The 14,359-nt window shown below is 50.7% G+C and carries 14 protein-coding genes; 10 read left to right on the forward strand and 4 right to left on the reverse strand.

Going from position 1 to position 14,359, the window contains the following annotated elements; translation table 11 throughout:
* Window positions 1-173: 173 nt before the first annotated feature.
* Window positions 174-464, reverse strand: coding sequence for a zinc-ribbon domain containing protein (locus HMPREF1141_RS06045; RefSeq protein WP_035316641.1), 291 nt, complete (start codon window positions 462-464; stop codon window positions 174-176).
* A 60-nt stretch (window positions 465-524) separates the two neighbouring features.
* Complete coding sequence (locus tag HMPREF1141_RS06050; RefSeq protein ID WP_009062175.1) at window positions 525-1,469, reverse strand: metal ABC transporter substrate-binding protein; 945 nt, start codon at window positions 1,467-1,469, stop codon at window positions 525-527.
* A 177-nt stretch (window positions 1,470-1,646) separates the two neighbouring features.
* Here HMPREF1141_RS06050 and HMPREF1141_RS06055 point away from each other — a divergent pair, with 177 nt between their 5' ends.
* From HMPREF1141_RS06055 to HMPREF1141_RS06100, 10 genes are all read left to right on the forward strand, one after another.
* Window positions 1,647-2,330 (forward strand): metal ABC transporter ATP-binding protein, encoded by a 684-nt coding sequence (locus tag HMPREF1141_RS06055; RefSeq protein WP_035316658.1) that lies wholly within the window; start codon window positions 1,647-1,649, stop codon window positions 2,328-2,330.
* A complete protein-coding gene (locus HMPREF1141_RS06060) occupies window positions 2,317-3,141 on the forward strand; it encodes a metal ABC transporter permease (RefSeq protein WP_035316643.1) in 825 nt (274 codons plus the stop codon). Before HMPREF1141_RS06055 ends, HMPREF1141_RS06060 begins: the two co-directional genes overlap by 14 nt.
* Window positions 3,142-3,255: 114 nt before the next feature.
* Window positions 3,256-3,672 carry a Fur family transcriptional regulator gene (locus HMPREF1141_RS06065; protein WP_009062162.1) on the forward strand — a complete coding sequence of 139 codons (417 nt, stop codon included), beginning with the start codon at window positions 3,256-3,258 and terminating at the stop codon, window positions 3,670-3,672.
* A 101-nt stretch (window positions 3,673-3,773) separates the two neighbouring features.
* Window positions 3,774-4,043, forward strand: coding sequence for a 30S ribosomal protein S14 (gene rpsN / locus HMPREF1141_RS06070; protein ID WP_009062184.1), 270 nt, complete (start codon window positions 3,774-3,776; stop codon window positions 4,041-4,043).
* Between the two features lie 21 nt (window positions 4,044-4,064).
* Window positions 4,065-4,214 carry a 50S ribosomal protein L33 gene (gene rpmG / locus HMPREF1141_RS06075; protein WP_009062131.1) on the forward strand — a complete coding sequence of 50 codons (150 nt, stop codon included), beginning with the start codon at window positions 4,065-4,067 and terminating at the stop codon, window positions 4,212-4,214.
* A gap of 75 nt (window positions 4,215-4,289) precedes the next feature.
* The gene (locus tag HMPREF1141_RS06080; protein WP_009062144.1) at window positions 4,290-5,381 is read left to right on the forward strand and encodes a CobW family GTP-binding protein; all 1,092 of its coding nucleotides are present in this window, start codon (window positions 4,290-4,292) and stop codon (window positions 5,379-5,381) included.
* Window positions 5,382-5,621: 240 nt separating this feature from the next.
* The gene (locus HMPREF1141_RS06085) at window positions 5,622-6,512 is read left to right on the forward strand and encodes a L,D-transpeptidase family protein (protein ID WP_035316645.1); all 891 of its coding nucleotides are present in this window, start codon (window positions 5,622-5,624) and stop codon (window positions 6,510-6,512) included.
* Window positions 6,513-6,554: 42 nt separating this feature from the next.
* Entirely contained in the window at window positions 6,555-7,748 is a 1,194-nt protein-coding gene (locus HMPREF1141_RS06090; RefSeq protein ID WP_009062151.1) for a GTP-binding protein, read from the forward strand.
* A 359-nt stretch (window positions 7,749-8,107) separates the two neighbouring features.
* On the forward strand, window positions 8,108-8,545 hold the full coding sequence (locus HMPREF1141_RS06095; protein ID WP_009062142.1) for a MarR family transcriptional regulator: 438 nt from the start codon (window positions 8,108-8,110) through the stop codon (window positions 8,543-8,545).
* 57 nt (window positions 8,546-8,602) lie between these two features.
* Window positions 8,603-10,477, forward strand: coding sequence for an MDR family MFS transporter (locus HMPREF1141_RS06100; protein WP_009062182.1), 1,875 nt, complete (start codon window positions 8,603-8,605; stop codon window positions 10,475-10,477).
* A 508-nt stretch (window positions 10,478-10,985) separates the two neighbouring features.
* On the opposite strand, the gene HMPREF1141_RS06105 is transcribed toward HMPREF1141_RS06100, so the two are convergent.
* Together HMPREF1141_RS06105 and ilvD are read right to left on the reverse strand one after the other, a co-directional pair.
* Window positions 10,986-12,317, reverse strand: a complete 1,332-nt coding sequence (locus tag HMPREF1141_RS06105) for a Na+/H+ antiporter NhaC family protein (RefSeq protein ID WP_009062180.1) — start codon at window positions 12,315-12,317, stop codon at window positions 10,986-10,988.
* Between the two features lie 331 nt (window positions 12,318-12,648).
* Window positions 12,649-14,328, reverse strand: a complete 1,680-nt coding sequence (gene ilvD / locus HMPREF1141_RS06110) for a dihydroxy-acid dehydratase (RefSeq protein ID WP_196795029.1) — start codon at window positions 14,326-14,328, stop codon at window positions 12,649-12,651.
* Between the last annotated feature and the right edge of the window lie 31 nt (window positions 14,329-14,359).

The following is a 14,359-nucleotide window of genomic DNA, read 5'->3' on the forward strand; positions in this document are numbered from 1 at the left end:
CCACGATCTTTCGTGGTCCCGGCGCTTTCTGCTATTACAGCCTGTACGGCCGGCTGTTATGTTTCAGATTGATGAGGGAGCTTTACAAAGAGCGTAAAACGGCGATCCCGGCCCAGCTTTTCTCCGATTCCGCAATCGAAATTAAAGAAAAAGATCGCACCCATTGGCAGGGGTTACACCGCCGCCCCCGCTTTCATCTTCGCAAAGCACTCGCTGCAATAAACGGGCCGCTCCCCGCTCGGCTGAAAGGGAACCTTGCACGGCTTGCCGCAGGCCGCACAAACGGCATCATACATTTGACGAGGGGGGCGCTGTTCCCCTGTGTTCTTGCGGGCCGACCGGCATTCCTTGCACCGCTTGGGCTCGTTCGTGAACCCCTTTTCCGCATAAAACTCCTGCTCCCCAGCGGTCCAAATGAATTCTTTTCCGCAGTCCGCGCAGACAAGTACTTTATCCTCATACATCATTGACAACTCCTTATTTCTCCGCCAAGGCATCGCGTTTGGACGGCTGACTGTTAACGGTTATTTGGCAAGGCTGTCATAAATCTTGGAAAGGTTATCTTCGATGCGCTCCAGATAGGATTTATCGTCTTCGCCGCCTTCGATCGTATAGATCGTTTCCACCTTGGCGCCGACTTCGTCTGCCAAAGTCTTAGAAACCTCCGGGCTGGCCATTTCTTCTGCAAAAATGGTAGTTACCTGATTCTCTTTGCAGTATTTCACAAGCTCCGTCATCTGCTGCGCACTGGGTTCACCCTCAGCGAATACATCCTCCACGCTGTTCTGCTCCAGGCCAAATTCCCGGCAAAGATAGCCGAAAGCGGCATGCCCGGTGACAAAGCTCTTCTTTTTCACGGACTGGAATTTTCCCTGATACTCCGTGTAGAGCTTCTCCAGCTGGGCGACATAGTCGTTGCAGTTTGTCTCATAGAACTCTTTATTGGAAGGATCCGCGCTGACCAGCGCTTCTTTGATATTCTTCACTTCCAATTCCGCGCCCTTGAGGCTGAGCCACAGGTGAGGATCATATTGGCCGTGTTCTTCGATTTCTTCCTCTTCCGTGTTCTGAATTGGTTCCGCGCCCTTTGAAGCCTCTACTGTGATGAGACTCGAATTATTTGCGGATTTGATCGCATCTTCCACCCAGGCTTCCATGCCAAACCCGTTATATACAAAAATTTTGGCTTTACTCAGCCCTGCCAGGTCCTGCGCCTTGGGTTCAAAATCATGCGGCTCCGTGCCGTCCGGAATAATCGTAGCGACCTCTACCCTGTCTTTTCCGACAGCCTCTACAAATTCCTTCATCGCGTTAAAGGTAACGGAAACCGGGATTTTTTCCGCTTCCGCTGAGCTTGTGCTTTCGGCACTGCTGCTCCCCTGCTGCTCTGTCGGACTCCCATTGCTGCAAGCCGTGGCGCCCATCAGGATCGTCAGACTTAACAGCAACGCTGCTGCTTTTTGAAACATTCTTAACAACCTCCTATATTACACTTGCAAATGGAGTGCATTTGCGCTTATAATCTATATCATAGGCGCGTAAAATTGATTTGTCAAGCGCAAACGAAACGCATTTGCAAAGTGTTTTCTGCTTTGTAGGGCGCTCGGCGCAAAGCACGCACCATTTTAAAAGAGGTGACCATGTTCATGATCCAGGCAAGCAATCTGTTTTTTTCTTATACGGGTTCTCCCCCGTATGTATTAAACGATATCTCACTGGAAATATCCGACGGCGACTATGTGTCTGTGGTCGGTGAAAACGGCTGCGGCAAAAGCACGTTGATGCGGCTGATCCTGAAATTCATAAAACCGACCGGCGGTGTCATCGAATCGAAGGCAAAGAGAATCGGGTATGTTCCGCAAAAAAACGATTTTTCAAACGCGAATTTCCCGATCACTGTTTCTGAGATGCTCCATTCGTACCGCAAGCTTTTGAAAATTAAAGACAAAAGCGTCGTTGCGTCCGGCATTGCGCAGGTAGGCATGAACGGCTTTGAAAACGCACTGGTGGGAACGCTCTCCGGCGGTCAGGGACAGAAGATTCTGATTGCACGGGCCCTGCTGGGAAATCCCGATCTGCTGATATTGGATGAACCGTCCACAGGGGTGGATATGGAAAGCCAGAAAGAGATTTACGGGTTTCTCAAAAAACTGAACCGGGAAAAAGGGATCACGATTGTTTCCGTCGAACACAACCTGAACGCCGCCATTGCCAACTCGACGTTTTTGTATCATCTGGCGGCGGGGCGCGGACATCTCTGCACTCCCGAGCAATATACAAAGGAATATCTTCACGGAGAAAAGAAAGGTGAATCGAATGCTCAGCTATAATTTCATGCAGAACGCGTTGTTCGTATCTGTTTTTATTTCCATACTGTGCCCTTGTATCGGTATTTTTCTGGTCCTGCGCCGTTATTCCATGATTGGCGATACTCTCTCCCACGCCTCTTTGGCGGGGGTCACGATCGGCCTGATTTGCGGGCAGAATCCTGTTCTGGGGGCGTTCCTCTTCACCTCTTTCTGCGGCGCGCTCATTGAGTTTCTGCGCAGCTATTTCAAAAAGTATACCGACCTGATCCTCACGGTCGTTCTCTCCCTGAGCGTCGGTACCGCCATTACGATCATCAGCTCCGGTAAGCTCCACGCGAACGCCGACTCTTTCCTGTTCGGCAGCATTCTTACCGTTACGAAATTCGATATGGCTATGGTTCTGATTCTCAGCCTGATCTCCGTTTTGACGCTGATTGTTTTATACCACCAAATGATTTACATTGCCTACGATGAGGAAGCGGCCAAGGTGGCGGGCGTGAGAGTCCGGCTGATCAATTATGTATTTTCGATTCTGGTCGCCTCCGCCATTTCTATTTCCATTCGGATCGTCGGCGTTCTGGTTCTCAGCTCTATGATTGCCCTCCCTGTCGCGACGGCGCTGCAGCTGGAAAAGGGCTTTCGGCATACGTTCCTGTTCTCCATCGTTTTCAGTTTTCTCGATATCATGCTCGGGCTTTTTCTCTCTTATTACCTGAATGTGGCACCCGGCGGCTTTACCGCGCTGGTTTCTGTTGCGATGCTCGTATTGGTACTGGCCGGAAAGCAAATCGCGAAAAGGGTTCGTTCCTTCAAAAGCAGCCCGGTTTCGTAAAAATAGGACGAAAAATACTTGACTTCAATGAATAAGCGACATATAATCTGGTATAATGCACATGATTTGCATTTGCATTAACGCTCGCTGTGCATTACGGGAGGCATCTTACCTATGACGGATTTTACAAACAACTGGCCCGCCGGTTTGAAAAAAACCAAGCCGCGCGAACGCGTGCTTTCTGCGCTGGAAGCGGCGGAAAGCCCTTTGAGCGTTCAGGAACTCTGTTCTAAAATCACAACTGAGCAGGACCCGGCGTGGCCCTCTACTGTTTACCGGATCCTAAGCCTTTTTGTGAAAAAAGGGATCGTAACAAAGCTTTCCGTCATGAGCAGTGAAACGGCGGTTTATGAGCTGAACCGTTTCCACTATAAGCATTACGCCGTATGTATCAATTGCCATAAGATCATTCCGCTGGAAAGGTGTGCGATCGAAACAATTTTTCCGGGCCTCCCGGAAAGGGAGTTTCAGGTGGTCGGGCACAATCTGGAGGTATACGGCTACTGCAAAAACTGCATGCATAAGGGATGACGCCACGATCATACCTAAAACAGATTTGCATCATTTCCTGATACTTGGGAAAGCGATTTGTACGTGTCGGAAAACAACCGCCGATTGAAAAGGAGTTAATAATGGCAAAAAAATCAAAAATGATGAAACACCTGCGTCAGCAGCAGACAGTAGAAAAGTATGCCGAACTGCGCAAAGCCCTGATCCAAGCGGGTGATCGCACCGCACTGAGCAAGCTGCCGCGAGATGCTTCCCCGGTACGGGTTCACAACCGCTGTGCTCTGACAGGGCGGCCCCACGGTTATCTGCGCAAATACGGCATATCCCGCATTCTATTCCGAGAGCTGGCGCATCAGGGGAAAATCCCCGGTGTTCATAAATCCAGTTGGTAATTTTTTGAGAGGAGTCTTACGATGAGAGAAAAAATTACGTTGGCATGCACAGAAACAGGAGACAGAAATTATACGACAACAAAAAATAAGAAAATCCATCCCGAAAGAATGGAATGTATGAAATATTGCCCCCGTTTGCGCAAGCACACGCTGCATAAGGAAACCAAATAATATTGTTCGGTTTGCAAAAGGTACTCCGTCCGATCCCGTTATTTATTTTTATTGAATCAAAGGAGAATGAGGCCAGTGGCAACAGAAATTTATATTATTTCAGGTTTTTTGGGCGCAGGCAAAACCACGCTGATTCAAAAGCTACTGAGTGAAGCGTTTGCGCAAGAAAAGGTAGCGCTGATCGAAAATGACTTCGGGGAGATCAGCGTGGATGCCGCGCTGCTGAAATCCAGCGGCGTGGAAATTAGGGAAATCAGTGCCGGCTGCATTTGCTGCAGCCTCTCGGGTGATTTTGTAAGCGCGCTCAAAGACCTTTTAAAGCGCTATCAGCCCGATAAAATCATTATTGAGCCGTCGGGGGTCGGCAAGCTTTCCGACATTGTAACGGCGTGCGCCGATCCACAGATTCAATCCCTGGCGAGGGTAAAAAGCCGAATTACCGTTGCGGACGCAAAGCGCTGCAAAATGTATCTGGAGAATTTCGGCGAGTTTTTCATCAATCAGATTGAAAACGCAGATGTCGTTCTTCTCAGCCGCGCCGGACTTTCTCCGGACCAGGCCGCACCGGCCCGCAGACTGGTGAAGAAACTGAATCCGCATGCCCGCCTCTTTTCCGAACCATGGGAGCAAATTGCCGCTGGCGAGATTCTGGCGCCTCATCCGCGTGAGGCGCACTGCGGACACGACCACCACTGCAGCCATTCCCATGAACATTCTCATGCGGAGGCGGCCTGTTCTGAGCATTCGAAGCATGCGAAGCCGATCTGCTGTGACCACTACAGCCATGACCATCATAGCCATGCGGAGCTCGCCTGCTCTGATCACCATGACCACCATGACCACCATGACCACCACGAGCATCATGGGGCCTGCGGGTGCGGACATAACCATGCGGCGGAAGAGATTTTTGATACCGTGACCGTCCGGACAAAACGGAGATTCCGCACAGAAGACCTGCTTTTTCTTGTGTCCCGCATGGAACAGAGCGCAAAGGGATCGATTCTGCGCGCCAAGGGGATTGTTCAAGGTACCGGCGGATATCTGAACTTCCAATATCTTCCAGGTGACGTTCAGATCACAAACTCTGCCGTCGGCGGCGATATGCTTTGCTTTATCGGCCGCCACCTGAACCGGCAGGAGCTGACCGCTCTTTTCGGCGCAGAATAACGCCATAACGGCATCTGCCGCGGATACACGGACACACAACTCCCCTGCCGGGCCGCAAGAAAAACTCGCTGCCCGGCAGGGGTTTCTCCTGAAAAATCGTGTCCATCCATGTTATTTCGACCACTTAATCCGGAATCCTTGTGCTTGACAAGAAAATCATATCAAACTATAATGGGCACAAATGCAAAATGTGTGCATTTGGAACGAATACTGAAATTTCAATTAAAGGAACCGGAAATCATGAAAAGACAAAAAAGGAAATCAAAAAAGTGGATCGCATTACTGCTGGCCGGAGCCGCTTTTCTGACCGCGGGATATGCGCTGCGAAATGTCGATGTATTTCACACACAGCAGCCGAATTCAAGCGCCGGCGCCTTGACCTCCACTTCCCCGTCTTCCCAGCCGTCCTCAGCGGCGGATTCGCAGGCGCCGCGCAGTGAAGTTCCAGCGGAGAATTCCTCAAAGGTGCCCGAAAAGCCGGCGTATCAGGGGGAGACGCTGGACAGTTTAAATATTCGGCTTTCCGCGGGTACGGATCAGGACGTTGTATTTGCCGTTTCGAAAGGAACCAAGCTCAGCATTCTGGAGGAACCCGATGGCGATTGGGTAAAAGTGAAAGCCCCGGACGGCCGGACCGGCTGGTGCAATAAAAATTATCTGAAGATCACACCGGCGAATGGTACCGATGCTTCGAACGTAACAAAGGAACAGGAGACCTTCCCCGCTTTTGCGCAGGTTTCCTATGCAAAAGCGGCCCAACCGCTCACCGTCTATGTTTCGATACAGGATCAGAAGGTCACTGTTGTGGACGCGAAAAATCTTGTTGTTCAGGTTTTTCCCTGCTCCACCGGAATGGAAGGCTATGAAACGCCCACCGGAAACTACACGGTCACGAACCGCGGGGAGTCGTTCTATAATAAAAGCCTAAAAGAGGGCGCTTATTACTGGACACAGTTCTATGGAAACTATCTGTTCCACAGTCTTCCTTTTGATGAAAACAGGGAAATGATCGCAGGTGAAGCTGAAAAACTGGGACAACCTGCCTCGCATGGATGCGTGCGTCTCTCGATGGACAACGCAAAATGGTTCTATGACAACATTAAAAACGATACGAAGGTCGTCATTCAGTAACGGCGCAGACGATCCGCCTGAAAGAGCAAAGGAGCGATTGTTATGAGAAAGCCCATCCCGATCACCGTGCTGACCGGCTATCTCGGTTCCGGTAAAACGACCCTTGTCAACCGGCTGCTGGCCGACCCACAGGGACTGCGAATTGCGGTGATCGTCAACGATATCGGCGAGATAAACATTGACGCCGCATTGATCAGCGAGAAGGGTCACGCCTCCATCACCGACGACAGTCTGGTGGCGCTGACCAACGGCTGCATCTGCTGCACTCTGCGGACGGATCTGATCACCCAGATCGTGCGGCTGGCAAAAGCCGACTGCTTTGACTATATTCTGATCGAGGCCAGCGGCATCTGCGAGCCGCTGCCGATCGCGCAGTCCATCGCCATGCTGGACGGAACCATGAAGGATCAGGGGCTCCCCACCCTATGCCGTCTGGATTCTGTCGTAACCGTTGTGGACGCCTACCGCCTGCTGACGGAATTTTCCGGCGGAGAAGCGCTCCTATACCCAGATGGAGAGGCGGACATCGCACAGCTTTTGGTGGAGCAGATCGAGTTCTGCGATTTGGTTCTGCTGAACAAAACAGATTTGCTGTCGGAGGAGGAAACCGCAAAGGTCGAAGCCATCGTAAAGGCGCTGCAGCCCTCGGCCCAAATCAGGCAAACCAGCTTTGCGGATGTTCCGTCCAAAGATATTCTGAACCTTCGTCTTTTTGATTTTTCCAAGACATTTCTTTCTGCCGGCTGGGCGCAGACCATTGAGCATGAACAGGATGAAGAGGAAATACACGATCACCACGAGGCGGAGCATCACGGCCACGGGGAAAATCACGATGGACATCATCACGATCATGACGAACACCAGCATCTTGACGAATATGGAATTTCCACCTTTGTCTATTACCGCCGCCGGCCCTTTCACGACGATCGGCTGGAAGCATGGGTCAATCGTTTTCCTGCCCAGGTAATTCGCTGCAAGGGACTTGTCTGGATTGACGGAGAGGACGATACCTCCTTCCTTCTTGAGCAAGCGGGTAAATCCGTCAGCGTACAGCCCTTTTCCCGCTGGCTGGCGGCGGCCTCCCCAAAAGAGAGGGAGCAGGCGTGGCAGCGCGATCCCCTCTCGCGGAACAACTGGGATGAGCAGGCAGGTGACCGCATGACCAAGCTGGTTTTTATCGGGGCGGACATGGACGAAGCTGCTATCTGCGCTTCGCTTGACAAATGCCTGGCTTAACTCGGCGACATATGGATCAAGTTTTTTAATAAACCGGAAAGAGAGACTGGAAGCGAATCGTACCGGTAAAAAAAGATATGAAAAGCCTTCGGCCGCGGAATGAACGCGCAGCCGAAGGCTTTTTTTATCAATCACTGTACTTGACCTGGCAATTCGATCGTTCAACCCTTGCAGCGTATCTGCAGAAAGAAGTTTCCTGTAAGATTGATTTTATATTTCAACTTGAAAAAAGAAAGATATAAACACACGACTGTACCCTCAGCAATGATGTGAGTCTTGATTTTATGATCCTATCATAGTATGATAGGATAGTCCCATTTAAGACTATTATACAATGAGACTAAATAAGGAGAATTACTATGACAAAAGCAGAAACGAATGCGAATGAGTATTTGCGCATTTATTTTGAACTGAATGCCCAATATGAAGCATATGCGAAAAGTCTTGGAATTTCTTACAGTACATTGTCGGCTCTCCGAATCATTCTGGAACACGATGGGGACTGCACACAAAGAACCATCTGTGAATACACCTTCCTTCCAAAACAGACGGTCAACGCGATCGTAACGGCCCTGCTGCGTCACGGGGCCATTCGAATGGTCGAGCTCGATTCTGACAGAAGGCACAAGGTGATTCATCTTACTGACAAAGGGCGGGCATTTGCCCTTGAAGTGATTCAAAAGATGAAAAACGCGGAAAGCAAGGCAATGGAAAGTTTGGATGAAAACCAGAAAGAAACGATGCTGACGGCTGCAAAATTATATGTGGCCCGCTTTCGCGGCTATTTGTTGGAATAATCTTCATAAAAGCTGTCGCAACACTGCCAATCCAAGACCTGAAAGGAATATTACAATATGGGAAAAGGACAAAAAGCCACAGTCATTGTCTTGATCTGTGGCGCTTTTTTATCGGTGCTGAACCAAACGCTAATGAATCCGGCCATCCCCTCGGTTATGGCCGAACTGAACATAACCGCGGCCACCGCACAGTGGCTCGTTTCTGGCTTTACTTTAGTCAACGCCATTGTCGTGGCTGTTTCAGCGTTTTTAATGGATCGATTTTCAACAAGGAAACTGTTTATCGCCGTTTTCAGCTTATTTTTTGTCGGCAGTCTGCTTGCGGCTTGGGGGATTAACTTTCCTGTTCTGCTCGCCGGACGTATCCTGCAGGCGATCTGTGCGGGCGTTATGCTGCCAATGTCAATGACTGTGCTGCTCCTTATCTTTCCCCACGAAAAACGGGGCAGCGCAATGGGAATGTACAACTTCGTCATCATGTTTGCGCCCGCAATGGGCCCCGCGATTTCAGGCATACTTACGGATATCACAGGCTGGCATACCATGTTTCTGATTATGGCGGGGCTAGCGGCAATCATCATCCTTGTTGCAACCTTTGTGATGAAAAATTCTGGCACGACAAAACCCGTCTCTCTCGATAAAATGTCCGTCGCGGAATCGTCATTGGGGCTCTTTTGTCTGCTTTACGGCTTTTCTATACTCGATAAGATGGAAACCCTGCCTGCCGCAGTGATCTTGATTGCTTTGGGCGCCGGAATACTTTTTCTTTTTGCACGACGTCAGTTTCGGCTTGCAGAGCCATTTTTAGAGCTTCGGGTATTCCTGGACAAGCAGTTCCGGTATGGAATCGTGATTTCCATGCTGATCTCAGCATCCCTTGCGGCAGTATCCCTCACCCTTCCCATCTATATCCAGACTGTACGCGGATTTTCGGCCACAATTTCCGGATTGGTCATGGTTCCCGGCTCGATTTTAGGAGCAATCGGGGGATATTTTGCGGGCAATTTACACGATAAATTCGGGGCACGGTACCTTTCAATTGCTGGAGTATCCTTGCTGTCACTCGGTTCGCTGGGAATGGCTTTGTGGGGATTTGACACCCCAATTGTATTAATGATTATTGTTTACTGTGCCCGTTCTTTTGGATTGATGCTTGCCAATACGCCGATCAACATCTGGTCAATCGGCAATCTGCCGGATGAGATTCTGCACCACGGCAACGCGGTGTCAAGCGCCATGCGTCAAGTTGCCTCTACCTTTGGCGTTGCCCTTATGGTATCGGCCATGTCACTCGCTACAAATTTGTTTGGCGGTGACAATTCGGCAAAGTCACAGTTAATCGGGATTCACGCCGCGTTTTATCTCAGCATCGTCATTGCTGTTATCAGCCTTATCGTGGTCATTGTTAAGGTGAAAGACCGCAAAAAGGCCGATATTGTTTCGGAAAGCAGAATTGTATCAGAGCTTGACGCAGCCATGCACTCGGATCCTTACACGGTATCGTCCGGCGATTCCATTGAACGCGTGATTGAAAAATTCATCGAATACCGCACAAGCGGGCTGCCTGTCATCGACAGCAGCAGGCACATTATCGGCTATGTATCGGATGGGGATGTTCTGCGGTATATGGCAAGGCAAGATGTGCATGTTGTCGGGGAATCCTTTTCTTATGTGCTGCCGGACAACGAAGAGTTTGTGTCCAAAGCCAAGGAGGTTTTGCAAAAAAACATATTGGAAATCGCAACAAAGCACACGATAACCGTGGAATTCATCACCCCGTTGTCGGAGGTCTGTCGACTGTTTTACGAACATAAGCTGAGCAAAATCCCGGTAACGCAAAACGGCGTTCTTGTGGGAACGATCAGCAGGGGCGACACGATGCGTTACCTGATGAAAAAATTGTCGTTTCACGCGGAGTGCAAAACGAATTGAGAAAAGGCGTTACAGAAACGATCTGCCGTATACACGGTCTGCCCGAACTCAAGGCTGCTTTCTCTTCCCCGCACAAGTATTCAGCCTGCTTGCCTTTATAGACAAAATGTGTTTCAATATCCATTTCATATATTCCGGAATTGTGCGCAAACAGGATACAAAAGGACAAATTTAAAATAGAACGCAAAAGCCCCCAGATACGGAGATATTCCGCATCTGGGAGCTTTTTGATACAGTAAAAATTCGGCACGGCAAAGCAACCGGCGGAAGTTTAAAAAGGAACAGCCTCTGGCGGAGTATCCCCCTCGGGAATCTGCTGTTCGGGCAAAGCATCTGATTCAGAGGATTGGGGAAACCGGCTTTCCTTTTTATTTACCGTTAGATGAACGATCCAGAGGTTGAGAAGCAAGGAAACAACTCCAGTGCGATCCATATCCTGCATTCTCAAGTATGTATTTCGGGGCAAAATCATCTGTAACGGATGAGTCTGCCCCGAACTGATGATTTCTTAGAAGATCATTGCTCCTACAATACCAAAGACCAAAGCGCTAGAAACAAGGGTGATAATCTGTGGGATACAGCTGTCCTGAATATGGTCGTGCTGCCCGTCGGCATTCAGACCAGCCGTCGGCCCCAAGGTGGAGTCGGAAGCAGGGGAACCCGCCTCGCCCATCGTCGCCGCGCCGACGATCAGAATGACGGTCGCGCCAACGCTGAAGCCGATCACCTGCGCGAACGGAACATACAGTGCCGCCAAAATCGGAACGGTGCCGAACGAGGAACCGGTGCCGATGGTCAGCACAAGGCCTACGAGAATCAGAACGATCGCGATAACGAGCTTGTTGGTACCGACAACACTGATGGTGGATTGTACCAGAGCGTCGATTTGTCCGCTGCTGCTCAGCACGTTGCTGAAGCCCGCAGCCGTAAGCATCACAAACGCCATAAAGCCCATGATGCTAATGCCCTGATCAACCACATCGCCCATATCCTTCATCTTTACCACGCCCAGCAGCAGGAACAGCAGCAGGCCGGCCAAAGCGCCCAGGATCATGGAGTCAAAAGCAAGCTGCACCACAACAATCAAAATCACGCTGATCATTGTTGCCCACTGCGTTTTCATCAGGGGCTTGCCGCCCTCTGTGTTAGTGTCCTCGGCAACGATTTCTTCCTGCACACCGCCGATGCCTTCCATCACATATTCTCTGGGCTTTCTATAGAGGAAATAGGCTACGATAAAGCCGACAACTGTGCTCAAACCAAGGAACCAGGTGTAATGCCAAACATCCATTACCGCAATCGGCATGCCGAACTTTGTCATGTTCTGGGATACGATGGTATGGAAGATCAAACCGAACCCGATGGGGAACGTGACCCAGGTTCCCTTCAGGCCAAACGCCAGCGCACAGGAAGCAAGGCGTCTGTCCAGCTTCATCTGGTTCATAAGTACCAACATGGCGGGAATGATCATCGGCATAAACGCAATATGAATCGGAATAAAGGTCTGTGAGAGGAAAGACATGAAAATCAAAATCGCAAGCAGCTTCATTTTGCTGCCTTTGATGATGCCCCCCATCTTCCCGGACAACTTGGCCGTGAGGCCGCACCGCTCAATCGTCACGGCGACAGCTCCCAGCAGCACATAGCTGAGCGCCGCTTCACCGTTGCCCGCCATGCCCTCCGTAAACAGGCCCATCGTATCGGAAACGCTCATTCCGGACAGAAGACCGCCGATCAGGGAAGAAATAACGAGTGAAAAAACAACGTTGACTTTGACAAAACACAGAACCAGCATGACGATAACCGCAATCATAATCGGGTTAGTCAATAATGCGATCATAAAGTACCCTCCTTTTTTCTTTGCAATTTCTCTGCTTCTACCGTTGGGATGCTCCCCCGGCTGATTTCATCCACGCACCACACTGAACCGCCGGAAAAATACTGCGATTCCTTTTTTTGGAAGCACTTTTCTACAACCCCTGCCCTTCGGTTGGCTCTGTCAACCCGGGCAATATCCCCTCCTCTAATCACGCGAATTCAGATCTTCTTATCCATCATCGCGTATTTCCAGATGACTGTTCGATCCCTTGAGCCGCCCAAATGGGACAAACAGTATTTATGATCTATTTCATTTGCAATCATCGGCACTTCAGCCTTTGATTCGCCCTTATCTACAGATCTCTATGTTGGATAACGGCCCCTTTCCACGCGGGCTCCACCAGTTTTCGGTACAAATTCAAATATCCGCTCTTGATGCGGCAGGGCGCTTTTTTTCGGAGCGCTTCTTTTCTGGCCGCTAATTCCTCATCGCTGATATCAACATGAATTGAACGCCGCGGGATATCGATCACAATGGAATCTCCATCCTGAAGCAAAGCGATTGGGCCGCCGACAGCGGCTTCCGGACAGATATGCCCCACAAAGCACCCGCTGTTTGTGCCGGAAAAACGACCGTCTGTGATCAGCGCGACTTCTTTTGCCAGCCCCAAACCATCGATCAGCTTCATCAGCAGATACAGCTCAGGCATCCCGGGCCCTCCGACGGGCCCTTCATACCGTACCACAAGCACGTCGCCGGGTTGAATTTTGTTTTCCTGAGCCGCTTTCAGGGCATCCTCCTCCGAATCGAAGCAGCGGGCCTTTCCCTGAAACACCTGCATATCCGGGTCGATCGCCGCGGGTTTTGTAACGGCCGAGTCCGGCGCGAGGTTCCCCCATAAAACGGCCAATCCGCCAGAGCCCGCATATGGTTCTTTCAGACTTTTAATGACGGCCCGATCGGTTTGAATCAAAGAAGACATCGTGTTTAAAACATCTGCTAACGATCGGGCAGCGGCGGTCATCACATTCAAATCCAGAAGAGGCTTCAGTTCCTGTAATACGGCAGGGATGCCCCCGGCATGATGAAAATCGACCATGTTATAGGGGGATGCGGGATTGAGCTTCACCAGCAGCGGAGTATTGCGGCACAGAGCATCAAACTCTTCCATATCGAATTCCAGCTCCAGTTCATAGGCAACGGCGGGAAGATGCAGCGCAACGTTGGTGGAACCGCCGATCGCTGAACTAAGGCGCACCGCGTTCCTCAGGCTGGCCTGTGTCATGACTTGTCTGGAGGTAATTCCCTGCCGAACCAGTTCGACTATAGCTTTGCCAGATTTTTGTGCCGCCTGCAGCCGCTCCGAATAAACGGCGGGAATGGTCGACGTACCCGGCAGGATCATTCCCAATGCTTCCGCAACGCAGCTCATGGTATTTGCCGTTCCCAGCATGGAACAGGAACCGCAGGTAGGCATGACTCTGTCTTCCAGCTGCTTGAATTCCTCTTGTGTGATTTTCCCGGCCTGATAAGCGCCTAAGGCTACCGCAAGGCTTGTGGCATCCGAAGCCCTGCCATTCCAGTCGCAGCCCCCCAGTGAAGGACCCCCGTTGACAATCAGCGCGGGAAGGTCGATCCTGGCGGCGGCCATCAGCAGGCCGGGGATAATCTTATCGCAGGAACCGAGCAATACCATACCGGAAAATCGATTGGCCTGCGCCATGGCTTCCACGCTGTCGGCAATCAATTCTCTGGTAGGCAGGATATACCTGGTGCCAATATGTCCCTCAGCAATTCCATCGCAGGCGCCGATCAGACCAAATTCCACAGGCGTCCCGCCGGCGATCCGGATGCCGTCTTTTACAGCATCGGCTATCTGCCTTAGGTTATAGTGCCCGGGAACGGCCGTACTCCAGGTATTTGCAACCCCGATCAGGGGCTTTTGCAAATCTTCATCGGTATATCCCATCGTTTTGAATAAAGCCCTGTTCTCGGCCCTTTCCATCCCCTCCACTACATCGCGGCAGCGCAATCTCATGACAAAGTTCCTTTCCCAATGACTG

The sequence above is a fragment of the Clostridium sp. MSTE9 genome (genome assembly GCF_000277625.1).
Classification (GTDB): Bacteria; Bacillota; Clostridia; order Oscillospirales; family Acutalibacteraceae; genus Faecalispora; species Faecalispora jeddahensis.

What these genes read in the sequence shown, in the direction of transcription:
- HMPREF1141_RS06045 (WP_035316641.1), bottom strand. Translation starts at nt 464, where the DNA reads ATGTATGAGGATAAAGTACTTGTCTGCGCGGACTGCGGAAAAGAATTC.
- HMPREF1141_RS06050 (WP_009062175.1), bottom strand. Translation starts at nt 1,469, where the DNA reads ATGTTTCAAAAAGCAGCAGCGTTGCTGTTAAGTCTGACGATCCTGATG.
- HMPREF1141_RS06055 (WP_035316658.1), top strand. Translation starts at nt 1,647, where the DNA reads ATGATCCAGGCAAGCAATCTGTTTTTTTCTTATACGGGTTCTCCCCCG.
- HMPREF1141_RS06060 (WP_035316643.1), top strand. Translation starts at nt 2,317, where the DNA reads ATGCTCAGCTATAATTTCATGCAGAACGCGTTGTTCGTATCTGTTTTT.
- HMPREF1141_RS06065 (WP_009062162.1), top strand. Translation starts at nt 3,256, where the DNA reads ATGACGGATTTTACAAACAACTGGCCCGCCGGTTTGAAAAAAACCAAG.
- rpsN (WP_009062184.1), top strand. Translation starts at nt 3,774, where the DNA reads ATGGCAAAAAAATCAAAAATGATGAAACACCTGCGTCAGCAGCAGACA.
- rpmG (WP_009062131.1), top strand. Translation starts at nt 4,065, where the DNA reads ATGAGAGAAAAAATTACGTTGGCATGCACAGAAACAGGAGACAGAAAT.
- HMPREF1141_RS06085 (WP_035316645.1), top strand. Translation starts at nt 5,622, where the DNA reads ATGAAAAGACAAAAAAGGAAATCAAAAAAGTGGATCGCATTACTGCTG.
- HMPREF1141_RS06090 (WP_009062151.1), top strand. Translation starts at nt 6,555, where the DNA reads ATGAGAAAGCCCATCCCGATCACCGTGCTGACCGGCTATCTCGGTTCC.
- HMPREF1141_RS06095 (WP_009062142.1), top strand. Translation starts at nt 8,108, where the DNA reads ATGACAAAAGCAGAAACGAATGCGAATGAGTATTTGCGCATTTATTTT.
- HMPREF1141_RS06100 (WP_009062182.1), top strand. Translation starts at nt 8,603, where the DNA reads ATGGGAAAAGGACAAAAAGCCACAGTCATTGTCTTGATCTGTGGCGCT.
- HMPREF1141_RS06105 (WP_009062180.1), bottom strand. Translation starts at nt 12,317, where the DNA reads ATGATCGCATTATTGACTAACCCGATTATGATTGCGGTTATCGTCATG.